Origin of the sequence: Brevundimonas sp., assembly GCF_051860745.1 — a bacterium.
Classification (GTDB): domain Bacteria; phylum Pseudomonadota; class Alphaproteobacteria; order Caulobacterales; family Caulobacteraceae; genus Brevundimonas.
The window spans coordinates 270,322-289,515 of the sequence record NZ_JBHYDN010000002.1; the positions used below are offsets into that span (position 1 = coordinate 270,322).

A 19,194-nucleotide genomic window follows, 5' to 3' on the forward strand; every position below is an offset into this window, starting at 1 on the left:
TAGTGAACGCGGGGGCGGGAGGTTCTTTGTGAAACTGTTGCGATTCATCGTGGTGCTCGCGGTCATCGGCTACGCCGGCTGGCTGGCCTGGCCGTTCATCTCTCCCTTCCTCGAAGGCGCCGGGCCCGACGTGGCCGCATCGCGCATGGGCGCTGAAGCCGAATCCGGGGGCGAACTGTTCGGCTTCCTGCCGGCCTGGACCCTGTGGGCCGGTGCGGTCGTCCTGTATCTGATCGCCGCGCTGATGCTCGGATCCGGAAATCCGAAGGCCGCCGTGGCCTATTTCCTCGGTTTCATCGCCGACGCCGTGCTCCGGCTGGCGCTCGACCAGCAGGGCGGAGGCGACATCGCCGCCCGCTCCGGCGGCCCCACCAGCATGGCGGCGCCCGAGGCGGTCAGCATCCTGCCGGTCGATCCGGTCTGGCTTGTGCTGGGCGCGGTCTTTCTTCTGGGCGTGCTGGTGGTCGTGGCGAGCCGCCGGATGCGGCGCAAGCGTGAAGCGGGCCAGCTGAATTTCTGAATCCCGACTGACGGGCCGTCCCGGCGCACCCTATATGCGGCGCGGCGGTTGACCCTTGCGGGCGGGCCGTTAGGTTCCGCGCGCCTTTCCGTCCCCACGACAGACCCGAGAGATTCCATGGCTGAAGCCGTCGTTCCCAGCGCCTCGTATGACGTCGTCATCATCGGCGGCGGTCCGGGCGGGTACAATGCGGCCATCCGGGCGGGACAGCTGGGCCTGACCGCCGCCTGCATCGAGATGCGCCAAACCCTCGGCGGGACCTGCCTGAACGTCGGCTGCATGCCCTCCAAGGCCCTGCTGCACGCATCGGAACTGTACGAGATGGCGGGCAAGGAGTTCGCCGGCCTCGGCATCGAGGTGACGCCGAAGCTTAATCTGGCGCAGATGATGGCCCAGAAGGCCGAGAGCGTGACGGCCCTGACCAAGGGCATCGAATTCCTGTTCAAGAAGAACAAGGTCGACTGGGTCCGCGGCCGTGGCCGCATCGCCGGCCCGGGCCGGGTGGAGGTAACCGTCGCCGACGGCTCGGTGAGCACCCTCGCCGCGAAGAATATCGTCATCGCCACCGGCTCCGAGCCCACCCCCCTGCCGGGCGTGGCCTTTGAGGACGGCAAGGTGGTGGACTCCACCGGCGCCCTTTCGCTGCCGACCGTGCCGAAACACCTGATCGTCGTCGGCGCCGGCATCATCGGTCTGGAGCTGGGCTCGGTCTGGCGCCGGCTGGGCGCCCAGGTGACGGTGGTGGAATATCTGGACCGCATCACCCCTGGCATGGACGCCGATCTGGCCAAGGCCTTCCAGCGCAGCCTGACCAAACAGGGCATGGCCTTCAAACTGGGGTCGAAGGTCACGGCGGCGAAATCGTCAAAGGACGGCGTCGAACTGACCGTCGAGCCGGCCGCAGGCGGCGCCGCCGAGACGCTGAAGGGCGATGTGGTTCTGGTCGCCATCGGCCGGCGTCCCTACACCGAAGGCCTGGGTCTGGAGACGGTGGGCGTCACGCCCGACAAGCGCGGCTTCGTCGACCACGACCATTTCCGGGTGGCGGACGGCGTCTGGGTCATCGGCGACGTCACCCACGGCCCGATGCTGGCGCACAAGGCCGAGGAGGACTCGGTCGCGGTGATCGAACTGATCGCGGGCAAGGCCGGTCATGTCGACTACAATCTGGTGCCCAGCGTGGTCTATACGGCGCCTGAGGTCGCCTGGGTCGGCAAGACCGAGGACCAGCTGAAAGAGGCCGGCGTGGCCTACAAGGTCGGGAAATTCCCGTTCAGCGCCAACAGCCGCGCAAAGATCAATCACGAGACCGACGGCTTCGTGAAGGTGCTGGCCGACGCCGCGACCGACCGCATCCTCGGCGTCCATATTCTGGGGCCCCAGGCGGGGGAGATGATCGGTGAAGCCTGCGTGGCCATGGCCTTCGGCGGATCGTCTGAAGACATCGCCCGCATCTGCCACCCCCACCCGACCCGGTCGGAAGCCGTCAAACAGGCGGCCATGGGCGTCGAGGGCTGGACCATGCAGGCCTAACTTCCCGGAATCTCCAGCGCCCGCGTCGACTGACGGCGCAATCCGGCGAACGTCACCGTGTCATTGGGGAAGTCCAGGGTGACCTCGCGGAACCGGCCCAGCAGGTCGGCGCCGATCAGCAGGGCCGGCCGTTCGCTCAGGCCCAGGGTCTGGAAACAGTGCAGGTCGGCGAACAACATGGGGGTGGGGCCCAGCCGGGCCGCTCCCAGCCTCAGGTCATCGACGCGCGCCAGATCGGCGCTCAGGCTCTGGCCTGTGACGCCATAGATGGGCACCGCTCGGGACAGCCTGCCGCCGTCCCGCCGCCGCGCCGCGATCGCCCGCCGTAGCGCCAGATTGCCGATGGAATACTGGGCTCCGCTGTCGATGAAGGCGACCGTAGGCTGACCATCAACGGTCACCTGGGTCAGCATCATCTGGCCGAAACGGCCGGTCACCGCCCGCAGACCTTCTCGACGAATGCGCGAACCGGTCTGCATGTCTCCGCCCATGACGATGGCCACGCCGCGCATGGTGAGGCTGGCCGCACGCCGGATGACGTCGAAGCGAAGCTTGAACCGCCCCAGCACGTCCAGACCGATGAGGCCGTCCGCGCCCAGCTGGTCGCGCTCAAACACCGGACAGGTCAGGTTTCGGAAGCCGAGGCCGCTGAGCTGCAACCGACTTACGGCGACGCTGCGGGTGACCCGGGCTTCAGTGATGCCGTGCACCAGCACCGGCTGAAGCGGTGGCAACGCCAACTGGTCCGCGAGACTGTCGGCTATGGAAGTGGCGCCCGCGCCGGTGTCGATCACGAAGGTGAAAGGCCCGCGGTTGTTGATGAAGACCGCTGCCCCGACCCGGGTGAACAGATTGGTCAGCAGCTGAATCGGCTGCGCTTCGACTTCGGGTTCCGCGTCTTGCGGCGTGTCCTGGGCCGCGGCGGGCCAGCCGGCGCCCACGCCTACGGCCGCGGTCAGGCCAGCGATCAGACCGCGACGGTCAAGGCCCTGAAAATCACTCACGCTCAGCGCCGCCTCCCCAGCGGTTTTGAAGCGTCACTGTACCTCGTTCAGAAAACCTGACCAGCCCGTGGTTGATCAGCCGCGCGGGTGGGCGGCGGAATAGGCTTCCAGCAGGCGCTGAGCGTCGACGGCAGTGTATTTCTGGGTCGTCGACAGGCTGGCGTGGCCCAGTAGTTCCTGGATCGAGCGCAGGTCTGCCCCGGCCCCCAGCAGGTGGGTGGCGAAGCTGTGGCGCAGGGCATGGGGCGTGGCCGAGGCGGGCAGACCCAGCCGTCCCCGCAGCCGCTGGACCATGGCCTGGACGTGGCGGGGCGTCAGCGGCCCGCCGCGCCGGGCGCGGAACAGGGCGTCGGCTGGCGCGAGGGAGAAGGGCTGCACGGCCACATAGCCGTCCACCGCCTCGCGCACCGCGGGCAGGACGGGGGCCAGTCGCGTCTTGCCGCCCTTGCCGGTGATGCGCAGGGTCTCGGGCAGGGGAGCGTCGGACCGGGTCAGGGACAGCCCCTCCGATACCCGCAGGCCACAGCCGTAGAGCAGGGTCAGGACCGCCCGGTCCCGCGCGGCCTCCCATGCCTCGGCGTCCGGATCGGCGCCGGTTTCCTGCAGCAGGCCGCGCGCCTGATCCTCGCTGACGGGGCGGGGCAGGGACGGCTTGATCCGGGGTCCCCGCACCAGCGCCAGCTGCGGCGCCGGCGTGGCGCAGCGCCGGTCCAGAAAGCCGTGGAAGGCGCGGATGGCCGACAGCGTCTGGCTGATCGACCGCGCCGCCAGCGGATGGTCGCCGCCCCGCCGTTCGGCCAGATGGGCGCGCACCTCGGCGGCGGTCACCGTCCCGAGGTCGGCCAACCGCTGCGACCCACCCCGGTGCCGTTCCAGAAAGGCGAGGTACAGTCGGCCGATGCGGCCATAGGCTTCCAGCGTGTTCGGAGCCAGCCGCCGTTCGTGGGCGAGATGCTCAAGCCAGGCGGCGAGGGCGTCGCCAGCGGTCAGTTGAGAATCGGCCATCGCTCGGCTGTCCGTTCCACCACCCGGGCGATGAAGGCCACCAGTTCGCAGCCCATGGTGGGGGTGAAGCCGTCCTCCTCGGGCGAGCCGAAGGCGCAGACGGCGTGGCGGGCGGGCGTCTCCGCGCCGGGGAACTGCGGCGCCATCCGGATCAGGGCGACGGACTTCACCTCGGCCTCGTTCGCGCCGAACAGGTTCAGCCCGTCGATATTGGGGCCCAGCCAGGTCAGGCCGTGCTCGCCCAGCAGGGAGTCGACGCCGCCGGCCTCCAGCACACGCCATCCGAAGGGCACACCGCCGGGCTTCTCCAGCGCAATGGCGGCCCCGGCCAGGCCGAACCGCCCTTGCGCCACCGCATCGAGACGACGCGCCAGATCGGACGGATTGCGCGCCTCCATCAGGTCGAGGGCCGCGACATGCGTCTGGGTCTGGGCGGCGAAATTGGCCCGGGCGATGGATTCGATGCGTTTGCGGGCGTCGGCCTCGCGCTCGGCGGCCTCTTCCAGCTTCGTCAGGGCGGCCCGGCCGAACTCCACGACGTTGCGGCCGTGCGGCTTGAGCCCGATCTCCTCCAGCAGGGAGCGGTCGTCCGCCAACGTCTGGGGATTGGCCTGCAGCCAGGCGCGAATCTCCGGCCAGTGGGGTTCGGCCGGCGGCAGCTTCGGGGAGGGGTCAGGCTTGCCGCTCAAAGACCTCTCCTCGAGGTGTCTCTACAAAATCGACTGGCCCGTCTTGCCCCAGTCCGCCAGGAAGGCATCAAGCCCCTTGTCGGTTAACGGGTGCTTGACCAGGGCCTTGAAAACGTCGGCCGGAATGGTGGCGGCGTCGGCGCCGGCCACGGCGGCGGCGCTGACATGGGCCGGATTACGCAGGCTGGCGGCCAGAATCTGCGTGTCGAAGCCATGCACGTCATAGAGCACCCGGATTTCCTCCAGCAGGCCGATGCCGTCGGCGCCGTGGTCTTCCAGCCGGCCCACGAAGGGCGAGATGAAGGTGGCGCCGGCCTTGGCGGCCAGCATCGCCTGGGCGGCCGAGAAGCACAGGGTGACGTTGGTCCTGATCCCCTTGTCGGCGAAGGCGCGGGCGGCGCGCAGGCCGTCCCAGGTCAGGGGCAGTTTGACGACCACATTGGGAGCGATGGCGGCGAGCTTGTCGCCTTCCTTGACCATGGTCTCGAAATCGGTCGCCACGGCCTCGGCGGAGATGGGGCCCTCGACGAGGGCGCAAATCTCGGCGATGACCTCGGCGATGTTGCGACCGGATTTGGCGATCAGCGAGGGATTGGTGGTGACGCCGTCCACCATGCCGGTGGGGACCATGTCCCTGATGACGGCGACGTCGGCTGTGTCGAGGAAGAGTTTCATGGGGACGGGGTTTAGCGGGGAGAGGCGCGGAAGGCGAGATGTCTCCTCGCGTGAGGCGAAGCACTCCGACCGAAGCCCTCCCCCTCGAGGGGGGAGGGTTGGGTGGGGGTGGACGCACCAACCCGCCCGGTTCGCACGGATGGCGTCAGCCTCCTTTCGACCGCGTCTCCCGCGCAAGATCTGGATACAGCCTGCCTCCACCCCCATCCCCGGCCCTTCCCCCCTCGAGGGGGAAGGGAGATTTCCATGAAGGTCGCCAGCGTCCTCATTCCCCTGCCTGTGTCCGAAGCCTTTGACTATGAGGTCCCTGAAGGCATGAAGGTGGCGCGCGGCGATCAGGTCGCCGTGCCGCTGGGGCCGCGGCTGATCCGGGGCGTGGTCTCCGAGGCGCGCGAGACGACCGGCTCGAACCGGCGGCTGAAGGCCATCGACCATGTGCTGGACGATCCGCGCCTGCCCCAACGCACCGTCGATTTCGTCGAATGGGCCGCGCGCTGGACGCTGAGCGCGCCGGGCGAAATGGCGGCGGCGGCGCTGAAGGGGTTGCGCGCGCCCCGTCCCCGGCCCGAGCGGCGCGTCCGGCGGGTCGGCGAACGGCTTCCCGCCCGGCCCACGGCGCCGCGCACCGCGGTGCTCGAGGCGCTCGGTCAGCGCTCCATGCCCGGTCCCGACCTGGCGCGGGCGGCGGGGGTGTCGTCGGGCGTGGTCAAGGGGCTGGTCGACGAGGGGGTGCTGGAAGTCATCGAGATCGAGGCGGTCGCCGCCTTCGACGCGCCGGACCCAGACCATGCCCCGGCCGCGCTCAATCCCGACCAGGCGGCGGCGGCGGCGGCCATGGCGGGGGCGACGGCGGCGGGTGGCTTCGCCCCATTCCTGCTCGACGGCGTCACCGGCTCGGGCAAGACCGAGGCCTATCTGGAGGCGGCGGCGCGGACGTTGAGAGCCGATCCGGCGGCGCAGATCCTGATCCTGCTGCCCGAGATCGCCCTGACCCAGGACCTGATCGCGCGCATCACCGCCCGCTTCGGCGCCGCCCCGGCCGAATGGCACTCCGGCGTCGCCCCGCCGCGCCGGCGACAGGTCTGGGAGGCGGTCGTCGCCGGCCGCTGCAAGATCGTGGTCGGCGCCCGCTCGGCCCTGTTCCTGCCCTTCGTCAATCTCAGGCTGGTGGTCGTGGATGAGGAGCACGACGGCTCGTTCAAACAGGACGAGGGACTGGTTTATCATGGCCGCGACCTCGCCGTGGCCCGGGCGCGGATCGAGGGAGCGACGGTGGTCCTGGCTTCAGCGACGCCCTCGCTGGAGACGCTGTGGAACGCCCATCAGGGCCGTTACGGCTGGCTCAAGCTGGCGGCGCGGCATGGGACCGCCCTGCTGCCGGACGTCACCCTGCTGGACCTGCGCGCCTGCCCGCCCGACCCCCAGACCTGGCTCTCCCAGCCGTTACGCGAGGCGATCGGCGAGACTCTGCTGCGCGGCGAACAGACCCTGCTGTTCCTGAACCGGCGCGGCTATGCGCCCGTCGTCCTGTGCCGGGCCTGCGGCCACCGGCTGACGGCGCCCGACACCGACAGCTGGCTGGTCGAGCATCGCTACACCGGGCGGCTGATCTGCCACCTGACCGGCTTCACCATGGCGCGGCCGAAACACTGTCCGTCCTGCGGCGCGGTCGACAGCCTTGTCTCGGTCGGCCCCGGCGTCGAACGGGTCGAGGAGGAGGTGCGCCAGCTGTTCCCCGAGGCGCGCACGGCGGTGTTCAGCTCCGACACCGCGCCTGACGCCCGATCCGCCCGCGCCCTGATCCAGCGGATGACGGACGGCGAGATCGACATCCTCGTCGCCACCCAGGCGGCGGCCAAGGGACACAACTTTCCCCTGCTGACCCTCGTCGGCGTGGTCGACGCCGACCTCGGCCTGCGCGGCGGCGACCTGCGCGCGGCGGAGCGCACCTTCCAGCTGCTGACCCAGGCTGCCGGCCGGGCGGGCCGCGCCGACCGGCCGGGCCGCGCCATCCTGCAGACCTGGACCCCCGAACATCCTGTGCTGAAGGCGCTGGCGGCCGGCGACCGGGACGCCTTCGTCGCCGCCGAACTGGCCGAACGCGAGGCGGCCTTCCTGCCGCCTTATGGCCGGCTGGCGGCGATCATCCTGTCCAGCGAAAATGCGGTCGCGGTGGAGAAATTGGCGCGCGAATTGGCTGGTTCGATTCCCAACGCCGGGCGCCTCGAAGTCTATGGCCCCGCCGACGCGCCGCTGGCCCTGGTGCGCGGCCGCCGCCGCAAACGTCTGCTGGTCCGCGCCGACCGCGACGTCGACCTCCAGGGCTTCCTGCGGGCCTGGCTGGCGCGGGTGAAGGTCCCGGGATCGGTGCGTCTGACGGTGGACGTGGACCCGTACAGCTTTTTGTAGGCGCTAACGCTCGCGACGCGGTCGCTCGCTGCTTGAGCGCCGGGCTGCGCGAAGCGCCAGGCCGCGTCGGGTCGGGAGGTCCCGAAGGGCCGACGACCGCGGCCCGACAAAAGAGAGCGTTCGCGCCGCGAAGCGGCGCTAACGCGGCCCCGTCAGCCGGATCTCGAACAGCTTGGGCCAGTTCTTGCCCGTCACGAACAGGCGGCGGCCCACCGGGTCCCATGCGATGCCGTTCAGGACGGCGTCTGTCGGGTCCAGTCCGCTGCGGTCCGGCATCAGCTCGGTCAGGTCTATGACGCCGGTGATCGCGCCCGTGATCGGGTTGATACGGACGATATAATCCGTCTGCCACAGGTTGGCGAAGACCTCGCCCTCGACCCACTCCAGCTCGTTGATCCGGCTGACCGGACGGCCTTGAAGCGTGACGGGGACTTGCCCCGTCTCCGCCAGCGTGGCGGGGTCGAGGAAACGCAGCGCCGCCGTACCGTCCGACAGGATCAGGCGCGTGGTGTCATTGGTCAGGCCCCAACCCTCGCCGGCATAGGCGAATTCGCCCTCGGGCTCGAGCGTCACGGGGTTCCAGATGAAGCCCTTGCCGCCCTTCCACGTCAGGGTCAGCACACGGTCGCCGACAGCGGTCAGCCCCTCGCCGAAATAGTCCTCGTCCAGGTCGCGCTGCTGAAGCACGACGCCATCCTCCAGCCGGACACGGCGCACCGTCGATGGATAGCGGCCGGTGCTTTCGAGCAGCTCGCCGTCGCGGAACACCAGTCCCTGGGTGAAGGCCGTCGGGTCATGCGGATAGACGCGCACGATCTCGAAGCCATAGACCGGGACCGGAGTCTGCCCGGGGGCCGATGTGGGAACGGGCGGGGCCGCCGTCTGCGCCGCCGCCGGCAGGGGCGTGAGCAGCGCAGCGAGGAGAAGGACGGCTGCCCGCACGGTTACACCCCCGGCTCGGCCGTCTCGGCCTTGTTCAGCGCCGCCTGCCGGGCCGCGAGGGCGGCCTGCTTCCTCTCCGAGGCCTTGCGGCTCCACATGTTCAACACCTCGACCCCGGCCGAGAAGGCCATGGCGGCGTAGATATAGCCCTTGGGCACATGGGCGCCGAAGCCCTCGGCGATCAGCACCATGCCGATCATCAGCAGGAAGCCGAGCGCCAGCATGACGACGGTCGGGTTTTCGTTGATGAAATTCGCCAGCGGATCGGCCGCCAGCAGCATGACGGTGACGGCGACCAGCACGGCCACGACCATGATCGGCAGATGATCTGTCATGCCGACCGCGGTCAGGATGGAGTCGATCGAGAACACCAGGTCCAGCAGGATGATCTGGAAAATGGCCGAGCCGACATTCGAAATGACCAGGTCGGCCTTGTCCTTCTCCAGCATGTCATCGCTCTTCGAGGGGTCCACGCTGTGGTGGATCTCCTTGGTCGCCTTCCAGAGCAGGAACAGGCCGCCCGCGATCAGGATCATGTCCTTCCACGAAAACGCGTTGTCCATGACGGTGAAGACCGGCGCGGTCAGGCTGACGATCCAGGCGATCATCGACAGCAGCGCCAGCCGCATGACCAGGGCCAGTGAAATGCCGATGCGGCGGACTCGCTGCCGATGCTCAGGCGGAAGCTTGTTCGACAGGATCGAGATGAAGATCAGGTTGTCGATCCCCAGCACCACCTCCATCACGATCAGGGTGACGAGCGCGGCCCAGGCGGCGGGATCGGATAGCAGTGCGGCGATTTCGGTCATGGTGCTGAGATATGCCAGCCGGGGAGGCCGCGCCAGAATTTTTCGCCGCAGCAGGGCGCGTCAGGGCGCCACGCTTGATCGGCCCTCTGGACCCGGCGCGCGGGCTCGCCTAGCCAAGGGCGAGCTGCATTCGTTTTGTCAGGTGAAGCGTGCCCTCAGGTCTTGCCGCCCTTCTCGACGACGTCGCCGCGATCGCCAAAATGGCGGCGGCCTCGGTCGACGACGTTTCCGCCGCCGCCGGCCGCGCCAGCGTAAAGGCAGCCGGCGTGGTGGTCGACGACGCCGCGGTGACGCCGGGTTATGCAATGGGCTTTTCGCCCCGGCGCGAGCTGCCCATCATCGGCAAGATCGCCATCGGTTCGCTGAAGAACAAATTCCTGATCCTCTTGCCCGGGGCCCTGCTGATCAGCGCCTTCGCGCCCTGGGCGTTGACGCCGCTGCTGATGGCCGGCGGCGCCTATCTCTGTTTCGAGGCGTCCGAGAAGATATGGGAGAAGCTGGCGGGTCACGGAGGTGGCGAAACCCCGACAGACGAGTTGGCCCTGTCGTCCCGCGAACAGGAAAAGAAGATGGTTGGTTCGGCGATCCGCACCGACCTGATCCTCTCGGCCGAGATCACCGCCATCGCCCTGGCTGACCTGGCCGAACGCCCACTGGCGACCCAGGCGGCGGCCCTCGCCCTGGTCGGCCTGTTGATCACCGCGGCGGTCTATGGCGCCGTGGCGCTGATCGTGAAGATGGACGACATCGGACTGCATCTGGCTGAGCGCCCCTCGGCTCCGGAGCGCGCGTTGGGCCGAGGCCTGGTTCACGCCATGCCGATGGTGCTGACCGGGCTCGCCATCATCGGCACCCTGGCCATGCTGTGGGTCGGCGGAGGGATTCTGGTCCACGGCCTGCACGAGTACCATCTCAATGTCGTGCCCGGCCTGATCGACAGTCTGGGACACGCCGCCGGGCGTGTCCCGCTCATTGGTCCCGTGACGGAATGGTTGGCGACGGCCACCGCCTCGGCGGTCGTCGGCCTCGTGACGGGCGGGGTCATTGTGGCGATCATGCAGCTTTTCCCGCGCGGCAAGCGCGCCGCCCACTAACCGGGTGCGGCAATCCGGCGGCCTGTGACCCCCGGTCTCGGTTGCGGTCGGGGGGTTACGATGCTATCAGGCGCCCGGCTGAGCCGGAGGGCGCGTTGCGAGACGCGTCCCCCAAGTGCTTTCTCAAAGCATTTCAGACCTTTGACTGGCGCGGACACGCCGCCGGTCTCCAACCCGAACGCCAACCGCGCGGACATGACAAGTGGCTGACGACTACAGGACGACGGAAGTCGGCGAGCGCTACGCACAGGCGCTGTTCGACCTCGCTGACGAGACGGGCGTTCTCGACGCCGTGCGCGCCGATCTAAAGTCGCTGCGCGCCGCGTGGAACGACAGCGCCGACCTGCGCCGGCTGGCCACCTCGCCGGTCATGGCGGCGGAAGATCAGCAGAAGGGTCTGGTCGCCATAGCCGATGCGGCGAAGTTCAACGGCGTGACCCGCAACTTCCTCGGCCTGCTGGGCCAGAACGGCCGCTCGGGCGACCTGCCGGCGGTGATGGCGGGCTTCGACCTGCTGTATGCGAAGAAGACGGGCGTGGTCGCCGCCGAGGTGGTCTCGGCCCAGGCCCTCAGCGCCGCGCAGATGAAATCCATCCAGTCCGCCCTGCGCGCCTCGCTGGGCAAGGACCCGGAAATGACCGCCCGCGTCGATCCGTCGATCCTGGGCGGCCTCAAGGTCAAGGTGGGGTCGAAACTGTTCGACGCCTCGCTGAAGACCAAGCTCGACCAGATGAAGTTCGCCCTCAAACGGGCCTGACCCCAACACTCGCGGTCCCGACGGGGTCGCGCTGACAAGACGATAACAGAGAGCCTGTCATGGACATCCGCGCCGCCGAAATCTCGGCCATCCTCAAGTCGCAGATCGCCAATTTCGGCGTTGAAGCCGACGTGTCCGACGTCGGCCAGGTGCTGTCGGTCGGCGACGGCATCGCCCGCATTCACGGTCTGGACAACGTCCAGGCCGGCGAGATGATCGAGTTCCCGAAAGCCGGCGTGAAGGGCATGGCCCTGAACCTCGAGCGCGACAACGTCGGCGCCGTGATCTTCGGCCAGGACAACCAGATCGCCGAGGGCGACGAGGTCCGCCGTCTGGGCGAGATCGTGGACGTGCCGGTCGGCAAGGGCCTGCTGGGCCGCGTGGTCAACCCGCTGGGCGAGCCGATCGACGGCAAGGGCCCGATCCAGTTCACCGAGCGCCGCCGCGTCGACGTCAAGGCGCCGGGCATCATCCCGCGCAAGTCGGTGCACGAGCCGATGCAGACCGGCCTGAAGGCCATCGACACCCTGATCCCGATCGGCCGCGGCCAGCGCGAGCTGATCATCGGCGACCGTCAGGTCGGCAAGACCGCCGTCGCCATCGACACCATCCTGAACCAGAAGTCGATCAACGTCGAAGGCGCGGCCGAGAGCGACAAGCTGTACTGCATCTATGTCGCCATCGGCCAGAAGCGCTCGACCGTGGCCCAGATCGTCAAGACGCTCGAGGAGCGCGGCGCCCTGGACTATACCATCGTCGTCGCCGCCACGGCGTCGGAGCCGGCCCCGCTGCAGTTCCTGGCCCCGTTCTCGGGCACGGCCATGGGCGAGTTCTTCCGCGACAACGGCATGCACGCCCTGATCGTCTATGACGATCTGTCGAAGCAGGCCGTGGCCTACCGCCAGATGTCCCTGCTGCTGCGCCGTCCGCCGGGCCGCGAAGCCTATCCGGGCGACGTCTTCTATCTGCACAGCCGCCTGCTGGAGCGTTCGGCCAAGTTGAACGCCGACTACGGCTCGGGCTCGATGACCGCCCTGCCGCTGATCGAAACCCAGGCCAACGACGTCTCGGCGTACATTCCCACGAACGTCATCTCCATCACCGACGGCCAGATCTTCCTCGAGTCCGACCTGTTCTACCAGGGCATCCGCCCGGCCGTGAACGTCGGCATCTCGGTGTCGCGGGTGGGCTCCTCGGCCCAGACCAAGGCGATGAAGAAGGTCGCCGGCTCGATCAAGGGCGAACTGGCCCAGTATCGGGAAATGGCCGCCTTCGCGAAATTCGGTTCGGACCTCGACGCCTCGACCCAGAAGTTGCTGGCCCGCGGCGCCCGCCTGACCGAGCTGCTGAAGCAGCCGCAGTACAGCCCGCTGACCATGGAAGAGCAGGTCGTCTCGGTCTACGCCGGCACGCGCGGTTACCTCGATGGCATCGCGGTGGGCGACATCGGCCGCTTCGAGACCGAGCTGCTGGCGCGCATCAAGTCGTCGAACGCCGGCCTGCTGGACGGCATCCGCGCCAAGAAGGACCTCACCGCCGAGCTCGAAGCCGAGCTCAAGTCGGTGCTGGACGCCTTCCTCAAGACCTTCGCCTGAGCCCGGACCGGATAGCGAGAAAGTAACGCCGGATGGCCAGCCTCAAGGAAATGCGCAATCGGATCGGAAGCGTGAAGTCCACGCAGAAGATCACGAAGGCCCTGAACATGGTCGCCGCGGCCAAGCTGAAGCGCGCCCAGGATCAAGCCGAAAGCGCCCGTCCCTATGCGAAGAAGATGGCGGCCGTGATCGCCAATCTGGCGGCGGGCGTGTCGGGCGACGGCGCGCCGAAGTTGCTGGCCGGCACCGGGTCTGACCACAAGCACCTGATCGTCGTCGCCACCGGCGACAAGGGTCTGGCGGGCGGTTTCAACACCAACGTCATCCGGGCCGCGCGCGAGCGGATCAACGGCCTGATCACCGACGGCAAGGACGTCCGCATCATCGCCGTGGGCCGCAAGTCCCGCGACGGCCTGTCCCGCCTTTATGGCTCCCGGCTGGTGAAGACGTTCGAGATGAGCGACCACAAGGTCATCGGCCTGCCGGCGGCGGAGCCGATCGCGGCCCTGATCGCCGAGGAGTTCGAGGCTGGCCACGCCGACGTCGTGACCCTGTTCTACAGCCGCTTCCAGTCGGTCATCGCCCAGGTGCCGACGCCAAAACAGCTGATCCCGGCGGTCGTCGACGGCGACGCTCCGCCGATCGACCTGAACGGCGCGACCTACGAATACGAGCCCTCGGAAGAGGAGATCCTCGAGACGCTCCTGCCGCGCAACATCACCACCCAGGTTCTGGCCGCCCTGTACGAGAACCAGGCCAGCTTCTTCGGGGCCCAGATGGGCGCCATGGACAACGCCACCCGCAATGCGGGCGACCTGATCAACAGCCTGACCCTGCAGTACAACCGCAAGCGCCAAGCCCAGATCACCACCGAACTGATCGAGATCATCGCCGGCGCCGAAGCCCTCTGATCCGACCCCTGCAGACACGACCTTCCGAACGGAACGAACCGATGACCGACACCACCGCCAAGAAACCCGCCGCCAGGAAACCGGCCGCTGCCAAATCTCCTGGGGCCGCCGCCGCAACCGGCAACGTCGCCTATACGGCCGGCACCGGCGTGGGCCGGATCGCCCAGGTCATCGGCGCCGTCGTCGATGTCGAGTTCACCGGCCAGCTGCCGGCGATCCTGAACGCCCTGGAGACGCAGAACGTCGACCAGAAGACCGGCAAGCCGTTCACCCTGGTTCTGGAAGTCGCCCAGCACCTCGGCGAGAACATGGTCCGCACCATCGCCATGGACACTTCGGAAGGCCTGACGCGCGGCCAGCCGGTGACCGACACCGGCACCTCTATCCTGGCTCCGGTCGGACCGGGCACGCTCGGGCGCATCATGAACGTCGTCGGCGCGCCGATCGACGAGCAGGGCCCGATCAAGACCACCATGTACCGTCCGATCCACCGCGAGGCGCCTTCGTTTGAAGAGCAGTCGACGTCGTCGGAAATCCTCGTCACCGGGATCAAGGTCATCGACCTGATGTGCCCCTACACCAAGGGCGGCAAGGTCGGCCTGTTCGGCGGCGCCGGCGTCGGCAAGACCGTGACCATGCAGGAGCTGATCAACAACATCGCCAAGGCCTACGGCGGTTATTCGGTTCTGGCCGGCGTGGGCGAGCGCACCCGCGAGGGCAACGACCTGTATCACGAGATGATCGAGTCCAACGTCAATGTGGACCCGGCCAAGAACGGCGGCTCGACCGAGGGCTCCAAATGCGCCCTCGTCTACGGCCAGATGAACGAGCCTCCCGGCGCCCGCGCCCGCGTCGCCCTGACCGGCCTGGCCCAGGCCGAATATTTCCGCGACGAGGAGGGCAAGGACGTCCTGCTGTTCGTCGACAACATCTTCCGCTTCACCCAGGCCGGTTCGGAAGTGTCCGCCCTGCTGGGCCGCATCCCGTCCGCCGTGGGCTATCAGCCGACCCTGGCCACCGAGATGGGTAACCTGCAGGAGCGGATCACCTCGACCAAGAAGGGCTCGATCACCTCGGTCCAGGCCATCTACGTCCCCGCCGACGACCTGACCGACCCGGCTCCCGCCGCCTCCTTCGCCCACCTTGACGCGACCACGGTTCTGAACCGCGACATCGCCGCCCAGGCCATCTTCCCGGCCGTGGATCCGCTCGACTCGACCTCGCGGATCATGGACCCGCTGGTCATCGGCGAGGAACACTACCGCGTCGCCCGGTCGGTCCAGGAAGTGCTGCAGCAGTACAAGTCGCTGAAGGACATCATCGCTATCCTGGGCATGGACGAGCTGTCGGAAGACGACAAGCTGATCGTCTCGCGCGCCCGCAAGATCAGCCGCTTTCTGTCGCAGCCCTTCTTTGTGGCCGAGCAGTTCACCAACTCGCCCGGCAAATTCGTCTCGCTGGAAGACACGATCCGCTCGTTCAAGGGGATCGTCGCCGGCGAATACGACCACCTGCCGGAAGCGGCCTTCTACATGGTCGGCGCCATCGAGGAAGCCGTCGAGAAGGCCGAGAAGCTCGCCGCCGAGGCGGCCTGATTCATGGCCGGTAAACTCAGCTTCTCGCTGGTGTCGCCTGAACGCGAGGTCTTCAACGGCCTCGTCGACCAGGTCGATGCGCCGGGCGTCGAGGGCGATTTCGGCGTTCTGGCCGACCACGCCCCCTTCATGACCGCGCTGCGCGAAGGCGTGGTCACCGTCATCAACGGCGGCTCGCGGCGCCAGTTCGAGGTCCACGGCGGCTTCGCCGACGTGACGCCAGCCGGCCTGACCATCCTGGCGGAACAGGCTTCGGAAGTGACGGCGGCCTGAGACTGATCATGGCCGGACCGGACGCCGTTCTGGTCATGGCTTGGGTCGGGGCGTTCCTCGGCCCCTTCATCTGCGCCTTGTTGATCCGGCGGCTGCTTCGCGGTCGCCGGATTATTTTTGCCTGGAGTCTCGCGGCGGTCGCCGCAGTCGGCTGGATTCTGGGCGTCTGGGCATTCTTCGTCGAGCCCGCGACCCTGACCGTGCGCCGCGTCACCGTCGAGAGCGCGAAGTGGCGCGGGCCGCCCCTCCGGATCGGGATCATCTCCGACACCCATGTCGCGGCGCCTCACACCGACGTCGCCCGGATCGAGCGGGTGGTCGCGCGGATGAACGCCGAGCGGCCCGACATCGTCATGCTGTTGGGCGATTATGCCGGCGGTCATGAACCGGCGGCCGTTCGGGCAACGCCGGAACGGTCGGAGATCCTGCGGGGCGTGGAAGCGTTCGGGGCGCTCGAAGCGCCTCTGGGCGTGCACGGCGTCCTCGGCAATCACGATTCCTGGTTTGATGACGTAGCCGTATCGACCGCACTCACCCGGGCGAACGTCCGCGTGCTTGAGAACCGTGCGGAACGGATCGCTCGTCCGGGCGGCGCCTTCTGGGTCGCCGGGCTGGCGGATATGCATTCGCCGCGCCAGTCGCCGACGGTGTCCGGTACACTGAGCGACGTGAGCGACGCCGCCTCCGTGATCGTTCTGACCCACTGGCCCGACCCGTTTGTCGATGTGCCCGACCGGGTCGCGCTCACCCTGGCCGGCCACACCCATTGCGGACAGGTGAACCTGCCGTTTCTCGGCCGGTTGGTGCATGCCTCCAGGATGTCGGAGCGATGGGCTTGTGGCCTATACGGCGAGGGCGGGCGCAAGCTCTTCGTCACGGGCGGCGTCGGCGTGTCGATCCTCCCCGTGCGGTTCCGCGCGCCGCCGGAGATCGTCATCCTGACGCTGCGTGCCGCCCCCGCTGTGGCAGCGAGGACCGCGCCGCGCTAAGGACGGACATGACCCTGCCTGACCTTTTCGGCGTCGTCGGCGTCCTGTGCATTCTGATCGCCTATGCCGGGGCCACGGCGAAGAAGCTGGACCCGGCGCGGGCTCCCGCCCTGCTGCTCAATCTGACCGGCGCCCTGCTGATCCTCGTGTCGCTGTATTTCGACTTCAATCTGTCGGCGGTGCTGATGGAAGCCGCCTGGGCGCTGGTGGCGGTCTATGGGCTGGTCCAGCTGACACTTGGCCGCAATCGCGCGCCGGACTAGCTTGTATCCCTGACCGGGAGACTTCCATGCTCGAACTCCGCCCGAACTGCGAATGCTGCGACCGAGACCTGCCCTTCGACAGCGCGGAGGCCCGCATCTGCACCTTTGAATGCACCTTCTGCGGCGATTGCGTGGACGGTGTCCTGAAGGGCGTCTGCCCCAACTGCGGCGGCGGGTTCAGCGCGAGACCGGTCCGGCCGGCGCACCTCCTGGCGAAATATCCCGCTTCGACGAAGCGGGTGCTCAAACCGCAGGGCTGCGCGGCGGCCTAGACGACCAGTGGGGCGAAGACGGCCACGACCTGTTCATAGGACGCCCGTTTGAAGGGCACGATCAGGTCGGGGGCGTCGCTGAGCGGGCTCCAGCGCCAGGCGTCGAACTCGATTTCGCCGTGGGCCTCCAGGTCGATCTCGGACTCCGCACCGGTGAAGCGGAAGGCGAACCACTGCTGCTTCTGACCGACCCAGCCGCGGGCCTGTTTCGACCCGCCGTAGTCGGCGGGGAAATCATAGGCGACCCATTCTTCCGTGCGGGCGATCAGCTCGGCCGAGGTCACGCCGGTTTCCTCGAACAGCTCCCGGCGGGCGGCGGCCTCCAGATCCTCGCCGTCGTCGACCCCACCCTGCGGAAACTGCCAATTGTGGGGGCCTTCGGTCCCCACCCGGCGCCCGTACCAGACGCGGCCGTCCTGATGGAACAGCACGACGCCGACGTTGGGGCGATAGCGGGAGAGGTCGGTCATGGGAGGAGTGATTAGTGATTAGTGATTAGTGATTAGTGGTTGCAGCTTCACTGGCGGCGGAAGGGCGGCGCAGTCCGCGCCACCACTCGGCTGGTTACCAGCCACCAATCACTAACCACCAATCACTCGCCCGGCGCTACCGTCCCGGCCGCTGCGTCATCGCCGAGGCCGGGGCCAGTTGCAGGCCACGGGCGTCCATGTCGGCGGTCCAGCGGGCTACGGCCTCGACCGTGACCGGATAGCTGAAGCCCGTACCCAGGGCCTGGCCGCGGCCCTTGGCGAGGGCCTCCAGCGCATTCAGCTGGGCGACGATCGCGGTGGGGTTCTGTTCCTCGTCGATGATGCGGTTGGCGCTGGCCCGGGCCCAGGCGCCGGGCCGGCGGCTCATCGAACCGTCGTCGAGGAAGGCCACCCCGCGCTGGCGCAGGACGGTCAAGAAGGCGGACATGCCGGTGTCCGAGTTCGCGAACCGGTCGCCCATATAGTTGGTGACGCCGAAATAGCCGGTGGCCCGTCCCAGCAGCCAGTTCATCCGCGCCTGGATGTCGGCCGGCTGCCCCGAGGCCAGCAGGGTATGCGGGCCGGGGTCGTTGTCGGGATAGCCGGTGGGCTCCATCGGCATTTCCAGCATGACCTCGTGGCCCTGGGCGCGGGCCAGGTCGATCCAGCCCTGCAGGCCCTCGGCATAGGGGACGAAGCTGAGGGTAACCTCAGGCGGCAGCCGCTCGATCGCGGCGCGCGTGGTCACGGCGTTCAGGCCCAGGCCGCCGACGATGATGGCCACCCGGGGGCGGCCGTTTGAGCGGAACGGGCGGGCATAGGCCTGGGCCGGTACGCGCCCGTCTGTGGCGATAGTCGGCAGGGGGCCGTTGGGTCCCGGCTGGCTCAGCCCGGCGATCGGGGCGGCGGGCAGGGGGCTGGCGGCGACGCGCGGGGCGGTCACGGGCGTGCCGTTGCCGGACACAGTGGCCCCGTTGGGCAGGGTGATGACAGCCTCGCCGCCCAGGGCGGGATCGATGGCGTCGCCGCCGTCGCCGGACAGGTCCTGCCACGAGCCATAGGCGCCGACCGAGAAGGCCTCCAGACCGGTCGGCGTCGGAGCGGCCGCGACGACCTCACGCTTCAACGCGGCGCGGGCCGAGGGCGCGCCGGCGCGCGGGTCGCCCAGCACGGTGATGAACAGGGCCGCGGCGCCCAGCAGCAGCAGGCCGGCGCCGGCGACGGCGACCGGCGGCTTCTTCAGGATGCGGCCGACGGGCGCGAAGTTTTCGCGCAACGACCGGCGCACCGGGGGCGCTCCGGCGGTGGTGGCGAGGACAGACTGGCGCTTGGCGAACATGGGCAGGACTGGACGCTCGAACGGGGGTCCGCGAAGCGGACTCCTTCAGG

20 protein-coding genes are annotated in these 19,194 nt (G+C 68.5%); 12 read left to right on the forward strand and 8 right to left on the reverse strand.

Translation table 11 applies throughout. The features are described 5' to 3' along the window. The first annotated feature begins 28 nt into the window (after window positions 1-28). On the forward strand, window positions 29-520 hold the full coding sequence (locus ACTIEW_RS03745) for a hypothetical protein (RefSeq protein ID WP_439476567.1): 492 nt from the start codon (window positions 29-31) through the stop codon (window positions 518-520). 117 nt (window positions 521-637) lie between these two features. Then, on the forward strand, window positions 638-2,053 hold the full coding sequence (gene lpdA / locus ACTIEW_RS03750) for a dihydrolipoyl dehydrogenase (protein ID WP_439476568.1): 1,416 nt from the start codon (window positions 638-640) through the stop codon (window positions 2,051-2,053). On the opposite strand, the gene ACTIEW_RS03755 is transcribed toward lpdA, so the two are convergent. From ACTIEW_RS03755 to fsa, 4 genes are all read right to left on the reverse strand, one after another. Then, window positions 2,050-3,057, reverse strand: a complete 1,008-nt coding sequence (locus tag ACTIEW_RS03755) for an aspartyl protease family protein (RefSeq protein ID WP_439476569.1) — start codon at window positions 3,055-3,057, stop codon at window positions 2,050-2,052. The two genes, lpdA and ACTIEW_RS03755, sit on opposite strands and share 4 nt — an antisense overlap. Window positions 3,058-3,132: 75 nt before the next feature. Continuing rightward, complete coding sequence (locus ACTIEW_RS03760) at window positions 3,133-4,062, reverse strand: tyrosine recombinase XerC (protein ID WP_439476570.1); 930 nt, start codon at window positions 4,060-4,062, stop codon at window positions 3,133-3,135. After that, window positions 4,044-4,751, reverse strand: coding sequence for a DUF484 family protein (locus ACTIEW_RS03765; RefSeq protein WP_439476571.1), 708 nt, complete (start codon window positions 4,749-4,751; stop codon window positions 4,044-4,046). Before ACTIEW_RS03765 ends, ACTIEW_RS03760 begins: the two co-directional genes overlap by 19 nt. A 21-nt stretch (window positions 4,752-4,772) precedes the next feature. After that, window positions 4,773-5,426: a fructose-6-phosphate aldolase gene (gene fsa, locus ACTIEW_RS03770; protein ID WP_439476572.1), complete on the reverse strand. Its 654-nt coding sequence runs from the start codon at window positions 5,424-5,426 to the stop codon at window positions 4,773-4,775. A 246-nt stretch (window positions 5,427-5,672) separates the two neighbouring features. Between fsa and ACTIEW_RS03775 the strand changes: the two genes are divergently transcribed. Further along, on the forward strand, window positions 5,673-7,835 hold the full coding sequence (locus tag ACTIEW_RS03775) for a primosomal protein N' (RefSeq protein ID WP_439476573.1): 2,163 nt from the start codon (window positions 5,673-5,675) through the stop codon (window positions 7,833-7,835). A gap of 138 nt (window positions 7,836-7,973) precedes the next feature. Here the strand turns inward: ACTIEW_RS03775 and ACTIEW_RS03780 are convergent, their stop codons facing one another. Both ACTIEW_RS03780 and ACTIEW_RS03785 read right to left on the reverse strand, forming a co-directional pair. After that, window positions 7,974-8,777, reverse strand: coding sequence for a glutaminyl-peptide cyclotransferase (locus ACTIEW_RS03780; RefSeq protein WP_439476574.1), 804 nt, complete (start codon window positions 8,775-8,777; stop codon window positions 7,974-7,976). Window positions 8,778-8,779: 2 nt separating this feature from the next. After that, window positions 8,780-9,586 (reverse strand): TerC family protein, encoded by an 807-nt coding sequence (locus ACTIEW_RS03785; RefSeq protein ID WP_439476575.1) that lies wholly within the window; start codon window positions 9,584-9,586, stop codon window positions 8,780-8,782. Between the two features lie 149 nt (window positions 9,587-9,735). Here ACTIEW_RS03785 and ACTIEW_RS03790 point away from each other — a divergent pair, with 149 nt between their 5' ends. The 9 genes from ACTIEW_RS03790 to ACTIEW_RS03830 all read left to right on the forward strand — a co-directional run bounded on the left by ACTIEW_RS03790 (window position 9,736) and on the right by ACTIEW_RS03830 (window position 17,335). Then, window positions 9,736-10,680, forward strand: a complete 945-nt coding sequence (locus ACTIEW_RS03790; protein WP_439476576.1) for a DUF808 domain-containing protein — start codon at window positions 9,736-9,738, stop codon at window positions 10,678-10,680. A 202-nt stretch (window positions 10,681-10,882) separates the two neighbouring features. Beyond that, a complete protein-coding gene (locus tag ACTIEW_RS03795; protein ID WP_439476577.1) occupies window positions 10,883-11,437 on the forward strand; it encodes a F0F1 ATP synthase subunit delta in 555 nt (184 codons plus the stop codon). Window positions 11,438-11,496: 59 nt separating this feature from the next. Then, window positions 11,497-13,032 carry a F0F1 ATP synthase subunit alpha gene (gene atpA, locus ACTIEW_RS03800; protein ID WP_439476578.1) on the forward strand — a complete coding sequence of 512 codons (1,536 nt, stop codon included), beginning with the start codon at window positions 11,497-11,499 and terminating at the stop codon, window positions 13,030-13,032. A gap of 32 nt (window positions 13,033-13,064) precedes the next feature. Further along, window positions 13,065-13,943: a F0F1 ATP synthase subunit gamma gene (locus ACTIEW_RS03805; RefSeq protein ID WP_439476579.1), complete on the forward strand. Its 879-nt coding sequence runs from the start codon at window positions 13,065-13,067 to the stop codon at window positions 13,941-13,943. A gap of 41 nt (window positions 13,944-13,984) precedes the next feature. After that, entirely contained in the window at window positions 13,985-15,538 is a 1,554-nt protein-coding gene (atpD, locus tag ACTIEW_RS03810; protein ID WP_439476580.1) for a F0F1 ATP synthase subunit beta, read from the forward strand. Between the two features lie 3 nt (window positions 15,539-15,541). Then, window positions 15,542-15,811, forward strand: a complete 270-nt coding sequence (locus tag ACTIEW_RS03815) for an ATP synthase F1 subunit epsilon (RefSeq protein ID WP_439476581.1) — start codon at window positions 15,542-15,544, stop codon at window positions 15,809-15,811. A gap of 8 nt (window positions 15,812-15,819) precedes the next feature. Then, a complete protein-coding gene (locus tag ACTIEW_RS03820; RefSeq protein WP_439476582.1) occupies window positions 15,820-16,800 on the forward strand; it encodes a metallophosphoesterase in 981 nt (326 codons plus the stop codon). 8 nt (window positions 16,801-16,808) lie between these two features. Beyond that, window positions 16,809-17,063 carry a CBU_0592 family membrane protein gene (locus ACTIEW_RS03825; RefSeq protein WP_439476583.1) on the forward strand — a complete coding sequence of 85 codons (255 nt, stop codon included), beginning with the start codon at window positions 16,809-16,811 and terminating at the stop codon, window positions 17,061-17,063. 26 nt (window positions 17,064-17,089) lie between these two features. Next, window positions 17,090-17,335, forward strand: a complete 246-nt coding sequence (locus tag ACTIEW_RS03830; protein ID WP_439476584.1) for a DUF1272 domain-containing protein — start codon at window positions 17,090-17,092, stop codon at window positions 17,333-17,335. On the opposite strand, the gene ACTIEW_RS03835 is transcribed toward ACTIEW_RS03830, so the two are convergent. Together ACTIEW_RS03835 and ACTIEW_RS03840 are read right to left on the reverse strand one after the other, a co-directional pair. Further along, the gene (locus ACTIEW_RS03835) at window positions 17,332-17,805 is read right to left on the reverse strand and encodes an RNA pyrophosphohydrolase (protein ID WP_439476585.1); all 474 of its coding nucleotides are present in this window, start codon (window positions 17,803-17,805) and stop codon (window positions 17,332-17,334) included. The genes ACTIEW_RS03830 and ACTIEW_RS03835 overlap by 4 nt on opposite strands. 136 nt (window positions 17,806-17,941) lie before the next feature. Beyond that, the gene (locus tag ACTIEW_RS03840) at window positions 17,942-19,144 is read right to left on the reverse strand and encodes a divergent polysaccharide deacetylase family protein (RefSeq protein ID WP_439476586.1); all 1,203 of its coding nucleotides are present in this window, start codon (window positions 19,142-19,144) and stop codon (window positions 17,942-17,944) included. Between the last annotated feature and the right edge of the window lie 50 nt (window positions 19,145-19,194).

What these genes read in the sequence shown, in the direction of transcription:
- ACTIEW_RS03840 (WP_439476586.1), bottom strand. Translation starts at nt 19,144, where the DNA reads ATGTTCGCCAAGCGCCAGTCTGTCCTCGCCACCACCGCCGGAGCGCCC.
- ACTIEW_RS03825 (WP_439476583.1), top strand. Translation starts at nt 16,809, where the DNA reads ATGACCCTGCCTGACCTTTTCGGCGTCGTCGGCGTCCTGTGCATTCTG.
- ACTIEW_RS03815 (WP_439476581.1), top strand. Translation starts at nt 15,542, where the DNA reads ATGGCCGGTAAACTCAGCTTCTCGCTGGTGTCGCCTGAACGCGAGGTC.
- ACTIEW_RS03775 (WP_439476573.1), top strand. Translation starts at nt 5,673, where the DNA reads ATGAAGGTCGCCAGCGTCCTCATTCCCCTGCCTGTGTCCGAAGCCTTT.
- atpD (WP_439476580.1), top strand. Translation starts at nt 13,985, where the DNA reads ATGACCGACACCACCGCCAAGAAACCCGCCGCCAGGAAACCGGCCGCT.
- ACTIEW_RS03820 (WP_439476582.1), top strand. Translation starts at nt 15,820, where the DNA reads ATGGCCGGACCGGACGCCGTTCTGGTCATGGCTTGGGTCGGGGCGTTC.
- ACTIEW_RS03805 (WP_439476579.1), top strand. Translation starts at nt 13,065, where the DNA reads ATGGCCAGCCTCAAGGAAATGCGCAATCGGATCGGAAGCGTGAAGTCC.
- ACTIEW_RS03760 (WP_439476570.1), bottom strand. Translation starts at nt 4,062, where the DNA reads ATGGCCGATTCTCAACTGACCGCTGGCGACGCCCTCGCCGCCTGGCTT.
- fsa (WP_439476572.1), bottom strand. Translation starts at nt 5,426, where the DNA reads ATGAAACTCTTCCTCGACACAGCCGACGTCGCCGTCATCAGGGACATG.
- lpdA (WP_439476568.1), top strand. Translation starts at nt 638, where the DNA reads ATGGCTGAAGCCGTCGTTCCCAGCGCCTCGTATGACGTCGTCATCATC.
- ACTIEW_RS03785 (WP_439476575.1), bottom strand. Translation starts at nt 9,586, where the DNA reads ATGACCGAAATCGCCGCACTGCTATCCGATCCCGCCGCCTGGGCCGCG.
- ACTIEW_RS03830 (WP_439476584.1), top strand. Translation starts at nt 17,090, where the DNA reads ATGCTCGAACTCCGCCCGAACTGCGAATGCTGCGACCGAGACCTGCCC.
- ACTIEW_RS03835 (WP_439476585.1), bottom strand. Translation starts at nt 17,805, where the DNA reads ATGACCGACCTCTCCCGCTATCGCCCCAACGTCGGCGTCGTGCTGTTC.
- atpA (WP_439476578.1), top strand. Translation starts at nt 11,497, where the DNA reads ATGGACATCCGCGCCGCCGAAATCTCGGCCATCCTCAAGTCGCAGATC.